The organism is Sorangium sp. So ce302 (assembly GCF_051530145.1).
Lineage (GTDB): Bacteria > Myxococcota_A > Polyangia > Polyangiales > Polyangiaceae > Sorangium > Sorangium cellulosum_B.
Genome location: NZ_CP150326.1, coordinates 3,433,550 through 3,452,593 on the forward strand (window position 1 = coordinate 3,433,550; position 19,044 = coordinate 3,452,593).

A 19,044-nucleotide genomic window follows, 5' to 3' on the forward strand; every position below is an offset into this window, starting at 1 on the left:
CACCTCGAGCACCGGCTCGCCGTGGTGGGGTCTTCCAGCGAGGAGATGGCGGCGGCGCTCGCGTCGTACCTCCGGGGCGAGGCGCCGGCGGGCGTCGCGCGGGGCCGCGCGTCGGGCCTGCCGCCGAAGGTGGTGTTCGTCTTCCCCGGTCAGGGCTCGCAATGGGCGGGCATGGGCCGCCAGCTCTTCGCGGAGGAGCCCGCGTTCCGTCTGGCGCTCGAGGCGTGCGACCAGGCGATCCGGCGCGAGGCCGGCTTCTCGGTGATCGAGGTGCTGGCGGCCGAGGACAGTGCGCGGCGGCTCGAGGCGATCGACGTGGTGCAGCCGGTGCTGTTCGCGATCGAGGTGGCGCTCGCGGCGCTGTGGCGGGCGTGGGGCGTCGAGCCCGACGCCGTGGTGGGCCACAGCATGGGCGAGGTGGCCGCGGCCCACGTGGCGGGCGCGCTGTCGCTGGAGGACGCCGCGGCCGTCATCTGCCGGCGCAGCCGGCTGCTCCGCCGCGTCAGCGGGCAGGGGGCCATGGCCATGTGCGAGCTGTCGATGGAGGAGGCCGAGGCCGAGCTCCGCGGCTACGAGGATCGGCTGAGCATCGCCGTGAGCAACGGCCCTCGCTCGACGGTGATCGCAGGCGAGCCGGCGGCGATGGACGAGCTCCTCGCCAGGCTGGAGCGGAAGAAAGTCTTCTGCCGGCGGGTGAAGGTGGACGTCGCGTCGCATAGCCCGCAGATGGATCCGCTGCGCGAGGAGCTCGTGGCCGCCCTGCGTCAGGTGGCGCCGAGGGCCGCCTCTCTCCCGATGCGGTCGACGGTGACCGGGGCGCCGGCGCGAGGCGACGAGCTCGGCGCCTCGTACTGGGCCGACAACCTGCGCCGGCCGGTGCTGTTCGCGCGCGTGATCCGCGATCTCGTCGACGCCGGCCACGCGCTGTTCCTGGAGATGAGCCCGCACCCCATCCTGACGCCGTCGGTCGAGGAGCACCTGCACGGCAGCGGGCGGCAGGGCGCGGCGATCGCGTCGCTCCGGCGGGAGTCCGATGCGCGGCGGTGCTTGCTGGAGGCGCAGGCGGCGCTCTACGCGCACGGATACGCCGTACCCTGGAAGACGCTCGCCCCGCAGGTCAACCGCACCGTGCTCCTGCCGACCTACCCCTGGCAGCGCGAGCCGTACTGGCTCGACGCTCCCGCCGCGCAGGCCACGCGCTTGCGGCAGGCGGCGGCACGAGGAGGCCGGACGCACCCGCTGCTCGGGGCGTCGACGAGCCTGTCGGCGCTGCCCGGCGCGCATCTCTGGGAACAGGCGCTGCGCCGCGAGGCGCCTGGCTATCTGGAGGAACACCGCGTGCTGGACGAGGTGGTGCTCCCGGCGGCCGCCTATCTGGAGATGGCGCTCGCGGCAGGCGCAGCGCTGTTCCGCGGGGAGACGGGGGGAGAGCCGCCCTCGTGGGTCGGGGCGACCGTCTCGATCGAGGCCATGGTCGTCGAGCGCATGCTCGTGCTGCCGGAGGGCGGCGAGCCGATCGTGCAGACCGTCTTGACCGACGAGGGCGCCGGGCTGGCGTCGTTCCAGATCGCGAGCCAGGCCGGAGCGGGACGGCCGTGGCAGACGCACGCGACCGGGCGCGTGCGGCGCGCCAGCCATCGGGAGGCGCCGGAGCACACCGGCGAGGCGATCGACGAGCTGAAGCGGCGCCTCTCGCCGGGCTTGCCCCGGGCATCGTATTACCGCCGCGCCGAGGCTGCAGGCATCCAGTACGGCCCCGCGTTCCAGGGGGTCCTGGAGCTCTGGGCAGGCGACGGCGAGGTGCTGGGGCGGGTGCGCTTGCCCGACGACCTCGACGACGCGGGCTACAGCGCGCACCCGGCGTTGCTCGACGCATGCTTCCAGGTCCTCGGGGGGCTCTTCTCCGGCGCGGAGACGTCGGCGAGCGAGGCCTACGTGCCGGTGGGGATCGGGCGGTGCCGGCTCATCAGGCGCCCGGGGCGCGAGGCGTGGGTCGCGGGCGCGCTCCGCGCCGCCCCGGAGGCCGGCCCCGACGAGCGCGTCTTCGACCTGTGGATCCGCGACGAGGCAGGGAGTGTGATCGCAGAGATCACGGGCTTTCGTGTCCGGCGGCTCCCGGCGCCGACGCGCGCCGACGCGCTCGAGGGGTGCGTGCTCGAGCTCGCGTGGCGCCGCGTGGACCCCCTGCCGGCGGTGGACCTCCCGGGCGCCGGCGCCTGGCTTCTGCTCGCGGATCGGAGCGGCGTGGGCCACTCCCTGCGGGCGCGGCTGACGGTTGGCGGGCGTCGGTGCGTCACGGCCTTCGCGGGCTCCTCCTACCGCAAGATCGAGCCTGACCTCTACGAGATCGACCCGTCGAGCAGGGGCGATCTTTCCCGACTGCTCCGCGACGCGTTCGGCGAGGCGGAGCGCTGCCTGGGCGCCGTGCACCTCTTCAGCCTGGACGCCGCCCCCTTCGAGCAGGCCACGCCGGAGAGCGTGCAGCGCGACCTCACCCGCGGGGCCGTCAGCGCCGCCTACCTCGCGCAGGCGCTCGTGCAAGCGGGCCCGGAGGGCGCGCCCCGGCTGTTCCTGGTGACGCGCGGGGCGCAGGTGGTCGCCGCGGATGACGTGGCGAGCGTCTCGCAGGCGCCGATCTGGGGGCTCGGGCGCACGATCGCGCTCGAGCACCCGGAGCTCGGCTGCACGCGCGTCGATCTGGATCCTCGCCGCGACGACGGCGAGGCGCTGCTGCTCCTTCGAGAGCTCGCCGCCGGCGGCCGTGAGGATCAGATCGCCCTGCGCTCCTCGGCGCGTCACGTGGCGAGGATCGTCCGCGGGCGCTTCGAGCCCGACGAGGGTCTTGAAGCGGAGCCCCGCCTCGAGCCCGCGGACGGGCGGGCGTTCCGCCTCGAGGCGCCGTCGCCCGGCGTGCTCGAGCGTCTCGCGCTCCACGTCATGCGGCGGAGGCCGCCGGGGCCCGGTGAGGTGGAGATCGAGATCGAGGCCGCGGGCCTCAATTTCCTCGACGTGCTCAAGGCCATGGGCACGTGCCCCGGCGTTCCGCCTGGCCCCGTGCCGCTCGGGGGCGAGTGCGCCGGACGCGTGACGGCCGTCGGCGACGGCGTGGCCGGGCTCGAGGTCGGGCAGGAGGTGGTCGCCGTTGCCCCCGCGGCGTTCGCCTCACACGCCACGACGCCCGCGCCCTACGTGGCCCCGAAGCCGGCGGGGCTGAGCTTCGCGCAGGCGGCGACGCTCCCGGTGGTGTTCATGACCGCCTGGTATGCGCTCCACCACGTGGGCAGGGCCCGCCGCGGCGAGAGCATCCTGATCCATGCGGGCGCGGGCGGGACGGGGCTCGCCGCGATCCAGATCGCGCGGATGCTCGGGCTCCGGATCTTCGCGACGGCGGGCAGCGAGGAAAAGCGCGCATACCTCCGCGACCTCGGCCTCGAGGGCGTGATGGACTCGCGCTCGCTCGCGTTCGCGGACGAGATCCTGGCCGCTACCGGCGGGCGGGGCATCGATCTTGTGCTGAACTCGCTCTCCGGCGAGGCGCTCGTGAAGAGCCTGGAGGTGCTCGCGCCCTACGGCCGCTTCCTGGAGATCGGCAAGCGGGACATCTACGACAACACGCGCATCGGGCTCGTGCCTTTCCGGAAGAGCCTGTCCTACAGCGCGATCGACCTCGCGGGGATGTCGGCGGAGCGGCCGGAGCTGTTCGCGTCGCTGCTCGTGGAGGTGATGGAGCACGTGGAGGCGGGGCGCTTCGCGCCGCTGCCGGTCCGGGTGTTCGCGGCGTCCGAGGCCGAGGACGCGTTCCGCTTCATGGCGCAGGCCAAGCATGTCGGAAAGATCGCGCTCGCCATGACGGACCCGGACGCCCGTGTCGTGCCGGAGGGGCCCGCCGGCGCGGAGCTCCGGCCCGCGGAGCAGAAGCGCTCGCGCGCGATCGGCGTCCGCCCGGACGGGAGCTACCTGATCACGGGTGGGCTCGGGGGGCTCGGGCTCTCGCTGGCGCAATGGCTGATCGACCGGGGAGCGAGGCACCTCGCGCTCGTGGGGCGTGGCGCGCCGCGGGAGGAGGCGCGCGCGGCGCTCGGCGCCATGGAAGCTGCGGGCGCGCGCGTCGAGTGCCTGCAGGCGGACGTGTCCCGGCGGGAGGAGGTCGAGCGGATCCTCTCCATCATCGAAGCGCGGATGCCACCGCTCCGCGGCGTCGTGCACGCGGCGGCGGTGCTGGACGATCACACCCTGCTCGAGCTCTCGGAGGAGAGCTTCCGGAAGGTCTTCGCGCCGAAGGCCCTCGGCGCGCTCCACCTGCACGCGCTGACGGCAGGCAAGGACCTCGATTTCTTCGTGCTCTACTCCTCGGCGGCCTCGCTCTTCGGCTCGCCGGCCCAGGGCAATTACACGGCGGCGAACGCTTTCCTCGACGCGCTGTCGCGCTGGAGAGCGCGCATGGGCCTGCCCGCGATGAGCGTCCAGTGGGGCGCGTTCTCGGAGGTGGGCCTCGCGGCTGCGCAAGAGAACCGGGGAGCGCGCCTCGAACAGCGGGGCGCCCGGAGCCTGTCGCCGGCCGAGGGCCTCGCGGCGCTCGCGCGTCTCTTCGAGCATCCCCGGGCGGAGGTCGGCATCGCGAGGATCGACGTGCGGCAATGGACCGAGCTCTTCCCCCGGCTCGCCGGCACGCCGTTCCTGTGCGAGCTGGACGAGGGAGCGCCCGACCGGAGCGAAGGCGGCGCCGGGCTCCTCCGGCAGCAGCTCGCGGGCGCCGCCGCGGGAGAGCGGATGCGCCTCCTCGTGGAGCATCTGACCGAGCAGCTCTCGCGCGTGCTCCGCATGGACCCCGCCAGGATCGCCCCGCGCTCCCCCCTGCGGGACCTGGGCGCCGACTCGCTGATGAGCCTCGAGCTGCGCAACCGCCTGACGTCGAGCCTGGGCATCCCGATCGGGGCGACCGTGTTGCTCACCCACCCGGATCTCGCCTCTGTGGCCGAGCACCTCGCGTCCAGGCTGGGGCTCGAGGTGGGCGACGGGCCCATGCCGCCACTGGCCGCTGCGCCGCCCGCCGATGCGCAGCCCGACGAGCGCGCCGGGATCCCCCTCTCCCATGGCCAGCGCGCCCTGTGGTTCCTGTACCGGATCGCGCCGGAGAGCGCCGCGTACATCGTCGGCACGGCCGTGCGCGTCCGGTCCAGGATCGACGTGGACGCGCTCCGGCGGGCGGTCGCGCACGTCGTCCGGCGGCACCCGGTGCTCCGGACGACGTACGCCGCGCGCGACGGCGAGGTAGTCCAGCACGTCGATGAGCGGGGCGAGGCGCTCTTCGAGGTGATGGACGCCTCCGCGTGGCGCGACGAGGAGCTCACCGGCCGCGTCGGCGCGTTCGCCAACCGCACCATCGACCTCGAGCGCGGCCCCGTGATGCGCGTGCAGATCTTCTCCCGCGCGCCGTCCGATCACGTGCTGCTCGTCACCACGCACCACATCGCGATGGATCTCTGGTCGCTCAGCATCCTCCTGGAGGAGCTGTCGACGCTCTATGTCGCGCACGAGGCCGGGGCTCGCGTGGACTTGCCGCCGGTCCAGCACTCCTATGCGGACTTCGTGCGCTGGCAGCAGGCGATGCTGGAGAGCGCGGAGGGAGAGCGGCTCTTCGCGTACTGGAAGGAGGAGCTCCGCGGGGAGCTCTCGCCGCTGGAGCTGCCGGCGGATCGACCTCGGCCCAGGTCGCAAACGTACCGTGGCACGTCACGTTCGTTCGTGGTGCCTCCGGCGCTCGGCGTCCGGCTCAAGGAGCTCTGCCGCGTCGAGGGGACCACCGTGTTCACTGTCCTCCTCTCCGCGTTTCAGGTCTTGCTCCATCGGTGGTCCGGGCAGGACGACATCCTCGTCGGCTCGCCCGCCGCGGGCCGCAGCCAGGAGGCCTTCCAGTCGGTCGTCGGCTATTTCGTCAACCCGGTGGTCCTGCGAGCCGATTTCAGCGACGATCCCGATTTCAGGACCGCGCTCGCGCGGACGCACAGGAAAGTGCTCGGGGCCATCGAGCACCAGGACTACCCCTTCTCGCTGCTCGTGGAGCGGCTCGGCGTACCCCGGGATCCGTCGCGATCCCCCGTGTTCCAGGCGATGTTCGTCCTGGAGCGGTCGCACCGCTCCGAGGACGTGGCCGCGCTGGTCGTTGGCGAGGAGGGCGCGAACCTGACGTTCGGAACGTTGCAAGGGACGGCCATGACGCTGCCGGATCGCGGCGCGCAGGTCGATCTCTCCCTGATGATGGCCGAGGCGGCCGGACGCTTCTCCGGATCCTTCCATTACAATACGGATCTCTTCGACGATGACACCCTCGCGCGGATGGAGGGGCATTTCCTGACCTTGCTGGAGAGCATCGCGCGGGCGCCGGAACAGCGGGTATCGGAGCTCCCGCTGCTCGGGGCCGACGAGCGCGAGCGGTTGCTCGTGTCGTGGAACGACACGCGGGCGAGCTACCGCGAGGGCGCGTGCGTCCACGAGATCGTCGAGGCGTGGGCGGAGAGGACGCCGGATGCGACGGCGGTGGTATTCCAGGAGGAGCGCCTCTCGTACCGCGCGCTGAACGCGAGGGCGAACCGGCTCGCGCGCCGCCTGCGCGCCGCGGGGGTGAAGCCCGACACCGTGGTCGGTCTGTGCATGGATCGTTCACCCGAGATGCTCGTGGGGATGGTCGGGATCCTGAAGGCCGGGGGGGCCTATTTGCCGATGGATCCCGGCTACCCCGCCGAGCGGCTCAGGTTCATGCTGGCCGACGCCGACGTCCGCGCGATCGTCACGCGCGCGGCCTGCGCCGAGGCCCTGCCGCCGCACCCCGCGCGCAGGATCGTGGTCGACGAAGCCCTGGAGACCACCTCCTCTCAGGAGGACGTCAATCCGGCGCCGAGCGCGCGGCCGGATCACCTGGCCTACGTGATTTACACCTCCGGCTCGACGGGGTTACCCAAGGGCGTTGCCTGCCATCACGCGGGCGTGCTGAACCTCATCGATCATTTCCAGCGGCTGCAAGCGCTGATGCCTGGCGACACGTCGAGCTTCTGGTCGAGCCAGTGCTTTGACGCCTCGGTTTACGAGATCTTCTCGGCGCTCCTCACGGGCGGCGCGATCGACATCCCTCCGGACGACGTTCGCGTCCGCGCCGACGCCTTCATCGCCTGGCTGGGCGAGAGGAAGATCCGAGGCGCCTACATCCCGCCGTTCATGGTGGATCACCTGCACGACGCCCTCGCCGCGGGCGGCGGACCGACGTCCCTTCGCCGGATCATGGTGGGCGTGGAGCCCCTCTCGGAGCGGACCCTCGCGCGCATTGCCGCGAGCGTCCCCGGGCTCCGCGTCATCAACGCCTATGGTCCCACCGAGACCACGGTCTGCGCCGCGCTGTACCCCATCGATCCCGAGGTTGCGCCGGACCAGCGGGCTCCGATCGGGCGCCCCGTTCAGAACATGCAGTGTTACGTGCTCGGGCGTGGCCTCCAGCCCGTGCCCACCGGTGTTCCCGGCGAGCTGTACGTGGGCGGCCTGGGGGTGACCCGCGGCTACCTGAACCGCCCTGATCTGACGGCAGAGCGGTTCCTGCCGGATCCGTTCTCGAACAGCCCCGGAGCCCGCATGTACCGCACCGGCGACAAGGTCCGGTGGCGCGCCGACGGGAACCTCGAATTCCAGGGCCGGCTCGATCATCAGGTGAAGATCCGGGGCCACCGGATCGAGCTCGGCGAGATTGAGAGCGTGCTGCAGCGACACCCGGCGGTGCGCGAGGCCGCCGTCCTCGCGCGAGAAGACCGGCCCGGCGACAAGCGCCTCGTCGCCTACGTAGTCTTGCGCGATCCCTCGGGGAGCTGCACGGCGAGCGACCTGCGGAAGGCGCTGCAGCTCGAGCTGCCAGACTACATGGTTCCGTCCACGTTCGTGTGGCTCGACGCCATGCCACTGACGTCGAGCGACAAGATCGACCGGCTCTCGTTGCCTCCGCCGCCCCGGACTCGCGGGGAGCGGGACGGGGCGCTGGCGGAGCCGCGGGACGCGCTGGAGCTCGATCTGGTGCGGATCTGGGAGGAGGTCTTGGCCGTCTCCCCGGTCGGGATTCACGACGACTTCTTCTCGCTCGGCGGCCACTCGCTCCTGGCCGTATCGCTGATGAGGCGCGTCGAGCAGCGATGCGGCCGGAAGCTCCCCATCGACGTCCTCTTCCGGGCGCCGACCGCCGGGAGCATGGCGGCGCTCCTGCGCGACAAGGCGGAGCCGGAGCCATGGTCACCGCTGGTCGCGATCCAGCCTGCCCAGCGGGGGCGCCCCTTCTTCTGCGTGCACGGTCTGGTGGGCACGGTCATGGTGTTCGTCCCCCTGGCACGCTACATGGGCAAGGATCGCCCGTTCTACGGGCTCCAGGCGCAGGGGCTCCTCGACGACCAGCCGCCCTGCGACGACATCGAGGCGATGGCGACCCGGTACATCGAGGCGATCCGCGCCGTGCAGCCCGAAGGTCCGTACCAGCTGGGAGGGTTCTCGTTCGGCGGGCTCGTGGCCATCGAGATGGCGAGGCAGCTCCGAGAAGCCGGTCAACAGATCGCGCTCCTCGCCGTCCTCGATACGGCGCCCCCCGATTTCATGAAGCGCAGCGCGCCCGAGGACGGTCCCGCAGCCCTGATCGAGATGGCCAAGGGCCTGGGCGTGGACTTCTCACTCGACGAGCTCAACGCGCTGCCGCCGGAGCAGCGGCTCGCCTATGCGCACGACCGCATCCTCGCCGTCGGGGTCCTGCCTCCTGAGCTCTCCCCCGAACGGCTGATGGCGCATATCGACGCGCACGTGAGCGCCGGTCGAGCGTACGCGCCGCGAATCCCCTGCCGGATGACGTTCTTCCGCGCGCTCGATGCCGGATGGTATACGTCCGGTTCGAGCCTGCTCCCGGACTTCCGCGACGAGTGGAGCGCCTGCTCGCCTCACCCGGTCATCAGTCACGACGTCCCTGGGACACACTTCTCGATGATATTCGAGCCCCACGTGCGGACGTTGGCGGAGCGACTCCGGGCGTGCCTTGACGAGGTCGACCCGTCATAGGTGGACGAGGACCAACGGGCGTGCGTGTGTGCTCGACCTGGGAGATGAGAGCGCCTGACCCCAATCCGGTCAGTCAAGTCCTATCGTTCCGCTCGTGCGCCTCGGGGCAGACTTGAGTGTGGACCAGCAATACGGCCCGGGTCTTCCTGCGCACCATCCTTGCCGCCTGGGGCGCGTGCTCCTGTGTGCATGCCCCGCCGCGTCGCGTGTGGGACGGAAAATCCGCACGGAAAACCTGAAGTAGAAGCGCCAGGATCTCCGGCTCGGCCAAGATGTCTTCCGGCGTTCCGGCGCTCTACGTTAGATCCAGAAGTCGAACAGCCGCTTCAGCATCTTCTTTGGGTTGAGGTCTATCTTATGAACGATCTCGATCTTTCCGGGTATGCCAAGGTTCGACCTCTCGGCGGGATTGTTCGTCTTCAAACGCTTCACTTTGATGACCTTGTGCCGCTTCATGCTTCCTCTCTCGCCAGTCAGAGGGAGAGCATACTACCCGCAAGAATGGATTCGATGCCCCGTACGCCTTATTCCCCTGTCCGGCTCGGCCCTCGCCATGCTGACAGCGCACCGGAGGTGCATCCTTCGTCCTCGGCGCTCCGCTGTCGCGCGTGTCGCGTCCGACATGCCGCTTCACGCAGCCGGACGGGAACAGTTCAGTTTTTGTCGTAGGCTCGTACGTCTGCAGCCCGCCGCGGTTCGCGCTAACATCGACGATGCCGGACGTGCTCACTAGGTCTATTCGAGCCAGGGCGTCCGCAGCCGCGGGCGCGTCCGTCCGGCCGAGCGGCACAAACGACATGCGCACCATCGTCAGGGACAAAGCGCGCATCCGCCGGTGAAGCAGCGTCTCGTTATCCGTCGTCTCGCGTGCGCCCCGTCCGCGGCTGCTTCGCCTGGGAGGGCAGCGGCCCGCGCTACCACGCGCGCCGTCCTCTCGCTCAGCCTGGTGGCCGACGCGCGGCCTGGCGGAGCGGTCAATGCTGCTAACGCTCGATGGACGCCGGAGCACGTTCCGGCGACCCGAGGTAGTCACACGCGGACATGGACGGCGCAGGAAGCGCAGCGACGATCGGCGGGAAGGAGGCGACGGGCGCCGGGGCAGGGAGCGCAACGGCGATCGGCGCAGGGCGAAGCGCTGGCAGTTCTTGCCCCCCATGCGCCGCTGATATCCCTGACGGATCGCGCCACGTGATCCTGATCTGCTTGTCCTTCGTGGCCTCCACTTTCGAGGAGAACGCGCGGATCAGCGCTCGCTGAACATCGACCGGCAGAACGCTCCACTCATCGACTATTTGCTGGACATATGCATGTGCGTGCTTACGAGTCTCGACATTGTCGTTGCCGACCGTCTCGTTGAACTCGGCTTCCTTCGCCTCGATTGCTGCAAGCGCGTCATCAAGGCGATTCAACTCCATCTTCACGTCCTCGACCGTGAAGAGTCCCTTTGCAACAAATTCAACAACTCGCTGTCGCGCGATCTTGATCTCCCGGCGCTGGGCGGCAAAATCCGGCTTCTCGATCCGGCGCGGCGGTCGAGTAAGCGAGGTGAGGAGCGAGCGAGCGAACGCCAAGAACTGCTCTCCCGCAGCGGCGTCCGCGTCGGGCTGGCGGAGCCATGCCGAGGACTTGCACCGCACGCCCTTCTCTTTTTGCTCCACGTGACCACGACAGACATAATAACCCACCTTATGCCGGCTCTTGCAGTCCACCGGAACGGCAGCAACGCCGCCGCCGCATTCCGCGCAACGGCAGATGCCACGGAGCAAGTGGTTAGCTGTCGCAGACGCGGCCTGGGGCTTCCTCCCACGGCGACGGCCTCTCAACGCAAGCTGAGCATTGTTGAATGTCTCATCGTCGATGATCGCCTCATGTGCAGGAATCCACTCGGCCGGAAGTTGCACGACGCCGCGCGTGGCGCTCGGCCGCACGCTGGTCTTTGCGACACGGCCCGTGTAGGTTCGGTTGCGCAGCGCGGTAACAACCCAGGCGCGCCCGAACGCCTTGATGCTGCCGTACTCTTGACGGAGCCGCTTAGCGGTCGCGAATACGCTATAGCCTTCAAGGCAGAGCGCGAACATGCGACGCACCACCGCGGCGTGCTCCGGAACCACGCGGAGGGGGAGCGGCGTCTTCGTGCCTTTGGGCTTCGGTTGGCGTTCGTAGCCGAACGGCGGATGCCCTTCGACGAAGTACCCTTGGGCGCGCAGGTGCTTCCGCCCTCCTTCGGTTCGCTCCTTGATCCGACGGCGCTCCTGCTCCGCCCCGACCGCCCAATTGGCGAGCGTGTCCTCTGCCATCGGCGATCGCGAATCGAACCCCTTGTCAACGGCGACGAACACGGCGCCCTTGCGCATGATCTGACGAACGTTCTTGACAATGAAGACCACGTCGCGCCCGAAGCGGTCGATGTCCGTCACGATGACCATGTCCCCCCGGCGGACGTCCGCCAGGAGCGCGGCGACCTTCTTCCGGTTCGCCTCGTTCTCCTCGCCGCCGCTCTCTACTTCCGGGAACAGGATCGGCTCCGGCAGCGAATGGAGCCGGCAGTAGTTGCCGATCTTCTCGGCCTGGGCGTCCAGGGAGACGCCTGCGATCTCCTGCTCCCTCGGCTGACGCGCGGGTAGCCGAGCGTCCGCCGGATCGCGGCGTTGGGGGTTGCGTCTTTCATTTGTTTCACCTGTCGGAAAGGATGATCGTAGTTCAGCCCGTCCGGCTGAGCAAATCGCCGGTTTTGGCCTGAATTTCGGCCTCCTCTGCGTGTACTAAAAGTTCCGCTACTCTGGAGCAGGTGGGCGAAGGCGCTGCTGTCCTCGATCCCGCGCGCCGCGGGCGCCAAGCAGCGGCCGGCGGGCGGCCCCCTCTGCCGGACCGCCGCGCCCTGGCGCGCAGGCACGCCGGCGTATGGTAAAAATGTCCTGTGCCTTCCATGAACCCGGTGCGTTCCCCTCGGCTCCACTCCGTCTCGGCGGGATTGCGACGATGGCTTCCCCGGGCGCTGGCCGGCGCGTGCTGCGCCTGGGCGATGGGCTGCGCGGAGAGCGCGCCCTCCTCGACGGCTCCGGCGGCGCGGGTCGCCTCGACGGCGCGGGCCGCTGCGCCGGCGACCGCCGCGAGCGCCGCGCCCGCCGGCACGCCGCCGGCGTCTCCGCCGGCAGAGGGGGAGCGACCTGGCGACGCGCCGGTGCGCGAGCGCTGGGTCGGTACGCTGACGCTGACGAAGGGCTCGCAGCCCCTCATCGCCGGGAGAATCCTGTCGATCGAGGACGCCGAGCGCTGGCTCGGCCCCGAGTGGCGCGCGCTGGCCGGGCAGCGCGTCCGCGTGCTGGCGGTGCTGCGGGACCACGTCTGTGAGCCGCACGCTCAATGCATGATCGGGGGGATCATCCCGCTGCTGGAGCAGGTCGCGTCCGTCGAGCTGTGCAGCAGCGCGGGCTCCTCCGGCGGGGCGGCGGTCGTCGATTGCGCGCCGTCGCCCGCCCAGAAGGAGCGCTGCCAGGACGAGTGCCGCACGTTGAGCGAGGACTGCGGTCGGCGCGCTGACGGCGACCGCGGAGGGCTGCGCCGCTGCGGGTGCGCCAAGGTCACGTGCGAGCACGGCTGCGAGGAGACCGCAGAGCCCGCCTTCACGTGCAGGTGACCGCTCCCTGCCAGGAAGGGCAGGGGGCCAAGGGGACAAAACGACGAAGGCCGCCTGGCACCCGCCAGGCGGCCTCCGCGAGCGAGCCTCTGCTGCGCTGGATCAGGCGCTCTCGCGCACGAGGACGGGTGCCGCCGCCGGCCTGGGGCTCGGGGGCACGCTCTCGGCGGCGTGGGCGCCGCCCTCGCCGAGCGAGTAGGCCTCCTCGCCGTGGAGGACGCCGTCGAGGCCCTCGTCTTCCGTTTCCTCGTCGACCCGGAAGCCCATCACCGCGCTGATCCCCTTCACGAGCACGAAGGTGACCACCGCCGCGTAAGCCGCCGCGACCGCGGCCGCGATCGCCTGCTCGGTGAGCAGCGCCGAGTTGCCCTTGATGAGGCCGTCCTGGCCGGCCGAATTCCACACCTTGGAGGCGAACACGCCGGTGAGCAGCGCGCCGAGCAGCCCGCCGACGCCGTGGATGCCGAACGCGTCCAGGCTGTCGTCATAACCCAGCTTGCCCTTCAGCATCACGGCGCCGTAACACACAGCGCCCGCCGCGAGCCCGATCGCGACAGACGCCATCGGGCCGACGAAGCCCGCCGCCGGGGTGATGGCGACGAGGCCCGCGACGAGCCCCGACGCCACGCCGAGGAGCGACGGCTTGCCGAAGCGCACGGCCTCGATCAGGGCCCACGCGAGCGCCGCGATCGCCGCGGCGATGTGCGTGTTCACGAACGCCACGGAGGCGAGCCCGTTCGCGGCGAGCGAGGAGCCGCCGTTGAAGCCGAACCAGCCGAACCACAGGAGGCCGGCGCCGAGCAGCGTCATGGTGAGGTTGTGCGGCACGATCTTGCGCGTCGGGTACCCCTTGCGCTTGCCGATCGCGATCGCGATCACGAGCGCGCTCGCGCCCGAGGCCAGGTGAACGACGGTGCCGCCGGCGAAGTCGAGCGCGCCGCGCGCGAGGAGCCACCCGCCCGGGTTCCAGACCCAGTGGCAGATCGGGCTGTAGACAAGGAGCGACCAGAGCAGCGTGAACACCACATACGACGAGAACTTGATGCGCTCCGCATAGGCGCCCGAGATCAGCGCCGGCGTGATGATGGCGAACATCATCTGGAACGCCATGAACAGGAGGTGAGGCACCGTCGTCCCGGCGCGCGGCTCGGTGCCAACGCCGTTCAGGAACGCGTAGTCGAAGCCGCCAATGAACCCGCCCTTGGATTCAGCGAACGCCATCGAGTACCCGAGCGTCACCCACGCCAGGGTCACGATCCCCATGGCGAAAAAGCTGTGCATGAATGTGCTGAGCGTGTTCTTCGTTCGGACCATGCCCCCGTAAAACAGGGCCAGCGCTGGCGTCATCAGCAGAACCATTGCCGACGAGACCAGGAGCCAGGTGGTGTCCGAGGCGTTGATTTCGTTCACTGGTGGCCTCCTCGACGGCGACACTAAGAGAAGGCAGTTTTCCGGAATGTTTCGTCGGCATATACTTCGCGACAGCACGAAACATACCGCGACGACGCAGCGAGTCAGCGCGCGGGCGCCTCCGCGGTCAGCGCGCTGGCCGACTCGCTCCTACAGCGCGTCGATGGATTTGCAGTGAGACTATCCGCGCCCGCTGGCCTCGATGCTCTCGCGCACCCGATCGAGCGCGGCCCGCACCTCGGGATCCCGATCGAGCGCAGCGGGCGGCGCCGGCAGCCGGAGCGACCAGTTCTGCGGCCCCACGGTCCCCGGGACGTTGATCCGATCGCGCGTGGCGAGCACGTCCTGGAGGAGCAGCAGCACGAGCTCGCTCGTCGAGCCGAGGATCAGGTCGAGCAACGCGCGGTGGGTCTCCTTCGTGAACTGCGGGCCGAGCTCTTGCCGGCGCGGCGCCAGCTGCGGCAGATCGAGGACCCCGGCGCGCTCCCGGTCGTCCCGCGACTCCCACCACACCACCACCGAGTCGGTGTCGTGCGTCCCGAAGCAGGCCACCGAGAGCGCCGGATACTGCGACGGATCCTTGAACACGACGTCATCCTTTTCCCAGATCAGCACCTTGTAGCCCGGCACCCCGAGCTCCGTGAGCGACTCCCGGACCCACCCCGGCACCGCGCCGAGATCCTCCGCCACGAGCTGCGCCCCGGTCTCCGCCGCCCCCGCCAGCATCGCCCCCACGACCCGATTGCCGTGCTCGCGCTGCTCCGGCTCCTCCGCCGGATCGAAGGTCGCCCTGGGCCGCTCGCTCCCCTGGCCCTGGCTCCCTTGCTCCGGGAAGATGTACGTCCGGTAGAAGCCGACCAGGTGATCGATCCGGAACCGGTCGTAGAGCAGCCCCGTGTAGCGGCAGCGCCGCCTGAGCCACGCGAAGTCGTTCTCGCGCATCCGGGCCCAGAAGTACGGCGGGAGCCCCCACCGCTGCCCCTCCGTGTCGAACTGGTCGGGCGGCGCGCCGACCGTCATGTCGTGCCGGAACTCGCCCTGGTGCGCCCACACGTCGGCGCTGTCGCGCGACACCATGAACGGGAGATCCCCCATGATCTCCACGCCCTTGCCCCGGAGATCCGCGCGCGCCGCCTCCCACTGCGCGTGCGCGAGCCACTGGACATACTCGTAATAGAGGATGTCCCGCGCGCGCTCGCGCCGCAGCGCCTCGAGCGCCTCCGGCCTGCGCTCGCGGATCGCCTCGGGCCAGTCCCACCACGCCCTGCCCTCGAAGGCGTCCTTGAACGCGCGGAACTGCGCGTAGTCGGGCAGCCAGTCCGACTGCCGCTTCACGAACTCGCCGAGCTCGGCCGCGCGCGGCGTCTGCTTCGCGTGGTGCTCGCGCTCGAACACGTCGAAGGCGAAGCGCAGCGCCCGCCCCTTCACGCGGCGCACGAGATCGTAGTCGACGCGCGCGCTGTTCCGCGCGCGATCGAGCGCCCCGAGGTCGTCGCCGAGCGCCTCGCCGAGGCGCTCCGCCGGGAGCTCGGGCACGGCGGACAGCGAGATGAACATCGGATCGATGCCGAACGCGGAGAGCGCCATGTACGGCGACGTCTCGCCCCCCGACACCTCGCCGAGCGGCAAGAGCTGCACGAGGCGCAGGCCAGCGGCGCGCATCCACGCGGCGAACTCGGGGAGATCGCCGATCTCGCCGATGCCCCACGAGCGATCGCTGCGCAGGGAGAAGAGCGGCACCGTCACGCCGGCGATGCGGCGGCGCGCGCCGGAACCGGGAACGGAAGGCGACGATGAGCTCTGGGACTGATTTTCAGCAGAGGGGGAAGACATGGGCGTTTTTCGCTTGGCTCCAGGCGTTCGGGGGCGAAGTCTATCCCGGGTCGCGCCGCCCTGGATGCTCCTTCTGCGACCGTGCGGTAGCACCGCCGCGCCTCCGTCGAGGCCGCGGCCGTGGCCGCTGCCGAGCTCGCGAGGAGGGCCGCGACATCGCGCGCGGCGCGAGGGCGGGCCCGCCGAGCGGCCGAACGGCGGGCGATCCCGGGGGCGGCGACCGAAAAATCAGGCCGCGCGCGCTTGTGTCTCGACAGCGGCGCCGATCTCGCGAATAGGGCGGCTTCACAGGTTTTTCAGATGACCAGACGCATATGGCCCGGCACGCCCACCCCACTCGGCGCCGTCTTTGACGGCGAAGGGGTCAACTTCACGCTGTTCTCCCAGTCCGCCACCAAGGTCGAGCTCTGCCTCTTCGAGGCCGTCGACGATGTCGTGGAGCGCGAGCGCATCGAGCTCCCCGAGCGGACGGCCCACATCTTCCATGGCTACGTGCCGGGGCTCAAGCCCGGCCAGCTTTACGGCTACCGGGTGCACGGGCCCTACGACCCGCGCTCCGGGCAGCGCTTCAACCCGGCGAAGCTCCTCGTCGATCCCTACGCGTACGCGCTCTCCAGCGAGCCGAACTGGAAGGCGCCGCTCTTCGCCTACGACCGCGGGGGGCACCCCGAGGGCGGCGCTGGCCGGCCCAAGGAGGCGGGCCGGGACGGCGCGGCGCCCGAGAAGGGCGAGGGCGGGCGCGCGGGCAAGACGGCGAGCGATCGCCGCGCCGCCGAGGCGCGCGGGAAGGACTCCACGCCGCCGCCCCCGCCGGCCCCGCTCGACGACCTGGAGATCTGCCACCGCGACAGCGCCTGGGGCGCGCCGAAGTCCGTCGTCGTCGACCACCGCTTCGCGTGGGACGGCGACCGGCCGCCGGCGACGCGCTGGCAGGACACGATCATCTACGAGGTCCACGTCAAGGGCTTCACCCAGCGGCACCCGGGCATCCCGAAGGAGCTGCGCGGCACCTACGCCGGGCTCGCCTCCGAGGCGGCGATCGCCCACTTCAAGAAGCTCGGCGTGACGGCGATCGAGCTGCTCCCCGTGCACGAGATGGCGAGCGAGCGCGAGATCTGGGAGCGCGGCCTCGTCAACTACTGGGGCTACAACACGCTCGCGTACCTCGCGCCCGCGGGCCGCTACTCGTCGAGCGGGCGGCTCGGCCAGCAGGTGACCGAGTTCAAGGCGATGGTGAAGGCGCTCCACGCCGCCGGCATCGAGGTGATCCTCGACGTCGTGTACAACCACACAGCGGAGGGGAACCACCTCGGCCCGACGCTCTCCCTGAAGGGGATCGACAACTGGACCTACTACCGGCTCGTGCCGCACAACCCGCGCTACTACATGGACTTCACGGGCTGCGGGAACACGGTGAACACGCGTCATTACCAGACGCTCCAGCTGGTGATGGACAGCCTGCGGTACTGGGTGACCGAGATGCACGTCGACGGCTTCCGCTTCGATCTCGCGTCGGCCCTCGCCCGCGGTCACCATGACTTCGACCGCCTGAGCTCGTTCTTCGACATCATCCATCAGGATCCCGTCCTCTCGCGCACGAAGCTCATCTCGGAGCCGTGGGACGTGGGCGAGGGCGGCTATCAGGTCGGCAACTTCCCGGTCCTCTGGACGGAGTGGAACGACCGTTACCGCGACTCGGTGCGCCGCTTCTGGAAGGGGGATCTGCTGGCGGCCGACCTCGGCTATCGGCTCACCGGGTCGAGCGATCTGTACGCGTCCAGCGGGCGCCGCCCTTACGCGAGCATCAATTTCGTGACGGCGCACGACGGCTTCACGCTGAACGATCTCGTCTCGTACAACGAGAAGCACAACGAGGCGAACGGCGAGGGCAACCGGGACGGCACGAACAACAACCACAGCTACAACCACGGCGTCGAGGGCCCCTCCAGCGACCCCGCGGTCGTCGAGCTGCGCGAGCGCCAGAAGCGCAACCTCCTCGCGACGCTCCTCCTCTCGCAGGGGGTGCCGATGATCAACGCCGGCGACGAGATCGGAAAGACGCAGCTCGGCAACAACAACGCCTACTGCCAGGACAACGAGCTCTCCTGGCACGACTGGGACCTCGACGAGCGGCGGAAGCAGCTCTTCGAGTTCACCTGCCGCCTCATCGCCCTGCGCCGCAGCCAGCCCGTGCTGCGCCGGCGGATGTTCTTCTCGGGCGGTTACGTGCACGGGAGCGGGCTCAAGGACATCGTGTGGTTCCGCCCCGACGGCGCCGAGATGACGCCGGAGGACTGGACCCACCCGAACGCCCGGGCGGTCGGCTACCTGCTCGGGGGCGACGCCCTCTCGGCGCTCGGTCCGCGCGCCGAGCCGATCTCCGGCGACACGCTGCTCGTGCTCATCAACGCGAACCACTCGCCGCTGGAGTTCGTGCTGCCCGCGATCGAGTTCGGCGAGCGGTGGGAGGTGCTCATCGACACCCGCACCGCCGGGGAGCCGGCGCGCACGGTGCCCGCGAGGGCAGGGGGAGAGCGCTACCTGCTCGTCGACCGGTCCGTGGCGGTGCTGCGGCTCCTGGAGCGCAAGGAGAAGAAGAAGGTCAAGCGGGTGAAGGCGCAGCGGGCGTAGCTGTCCCGACGCTCTCTCTCAGACGGCGATGAGTTGATGTCACCCGTGAAGTGCTTTTCGATCACGTTCAAGCCACGCGAACCCGTGTCGCGCGACCGGTGTCGTGCGGCGCAACCGATGTCGTGTCGCGGCCTGGACGCGTACATCGGCGGCGGACCGGGGGGCATGAGGGGGCGCTGCTGCTTCGGTGCGGCGGGCGGCGTCCGTGGCCCGTACCCTCGGCGCCAGCCATCAACAAGTACAGCAGCGCTGCGCCTCGCGACGCTGCCGCGTGCGCCTTCAGGTGCACGTACGCGAGGAGGGCGGGGGGTTCGCCGTTCAAAGGCATCCGCATTCGCGATACGCTGAGGGAATGTCGTCGCCTCTCTCCTCAGGTCGTTGTCCCATGGACGCATCGACCGGTCCGGGAAACGGTGGCGGCACGAAGATCACCGGCGTGCTGCAGCCGCCCTCTCTGGGGC

7 protein-coding genes (1 of these 7 running past the window's edge) are annotated in these 19,044 nt (G+C 70.4%); 3 read left to right on the plus strand and 4 right to left on the minus strand.

Annotated features, from left to right (window positions below; genetic code table 11):
- Window positions 1-9,072, plus strand: partial view of an amino acid adenylation domain-containing protein gene (locus WME73_RS13310; RefSeq protein WP_437915947.1) — the 3' portion only. Its footprint begins 1,617 nt before the window's first position; the window shows 9,072 of its 10,689 coding nt (coding positions 1,618-10,689); its start codon lies off the left edge, out of view; its stop codon occupies window positions 9,070-9,072.
- A 300-nt stretch (window positions 9,073-9,372) separates the two neighbouring features.
- On the opposite strand, the gene WME73_RS13315 is transcribed toward WME73_RS13310, so the two are convergent.
- The gene (locus WME73_RS13315; RefSeq protein ID WP_437745844.1) at window positions 9,373-9,528 is read right to left on the minus strand and encodes a hypothetical protein; all 156 of its coding nucleotides are present in this window, start codon (window positions 9,526-9,528) and stop codon (window positions 9,373-9,375) included.
- Window positions 9,529-10,055: 527 nt separating this feature from the next.
- Window positions 10,056-11,795 (minus strand): recombinase family protein, encoded by a 1,740-nt coding sequence (locus WME73_RS13320; RefSeq protein ID WP_437917388.1) that lies wholly within the window; start codon window positions 11,793-11,795, stop codon window positions 10,056-10,058.
- Window positions 11,796-12,043: 248 nt separating this feature from the next.
- Here WME73_RS13320 and WME73_RS13325 point away from each other — a divergent pair, with 248 nt between their 5' ends.
- On the plus strand, window positions 12,044-12,709 hold the full coding sequence (locus WME73_RS13325; protein ID WP_437915948.1) for a hypothetical protein: 666 nt from the start codon (window positions 12,044-12,046) through the stop codon (window positions 12,707-12,709).
- A gap of 102 nt (window positions 12,710-12,811) precedes the next feature.
- On the opposite strand, the gene WME73_RS13330 is transcribed toward WME73_RS13325, so the two are convergent.
- Together WME73_RS13330 and WME73_RS13335 are read right to left on the minus strand one after the other, a co-directional pair.
- The gene (locus WME73_RS13330; RefSeq protein ID WP_437745847.1) at window positions 12,812-14,119 is read right to left on the minus strand and encodes an ammonium transporter; all 1,308 of its coding nucleotides are present in this window, start codon (window positions 14,117-14,119) and stop codon (window positions 12,812-12,814) included.
- A 180-nt stretch (window positions 14,120-14,299) separates the two neighbouring features.
- Window positions 14,300-15,952, minus strand: a complete 1,653-nt coding sequence (locus WME73_RS13335) for a 4-alpha-glucanotransferase (protein WP_437915950.1) — start codon at window positions 15,950-15,952, stop codon at window positions 14,300-14,302.
- Window positions 15,953-16,252: 300 nt separating this feature from the next.
- Between WME73_RS13335 and glgX the strand changes: the two genes are divergently transcribed.
- Window positions 16,253-18,583, plus strand: a complete 2,331-nt coding sequence (gene glgX, locus WME73_RS13340; protein ID WP_437745849.1) for a glycogen debranching protein GlgX — start codon at window positions 16,253-16,255, stop codon at window positions 18,581-18,583.
- The last annotated feature ends 461 nt before the right edge of the window (window positions 18,584-19,044 follow it).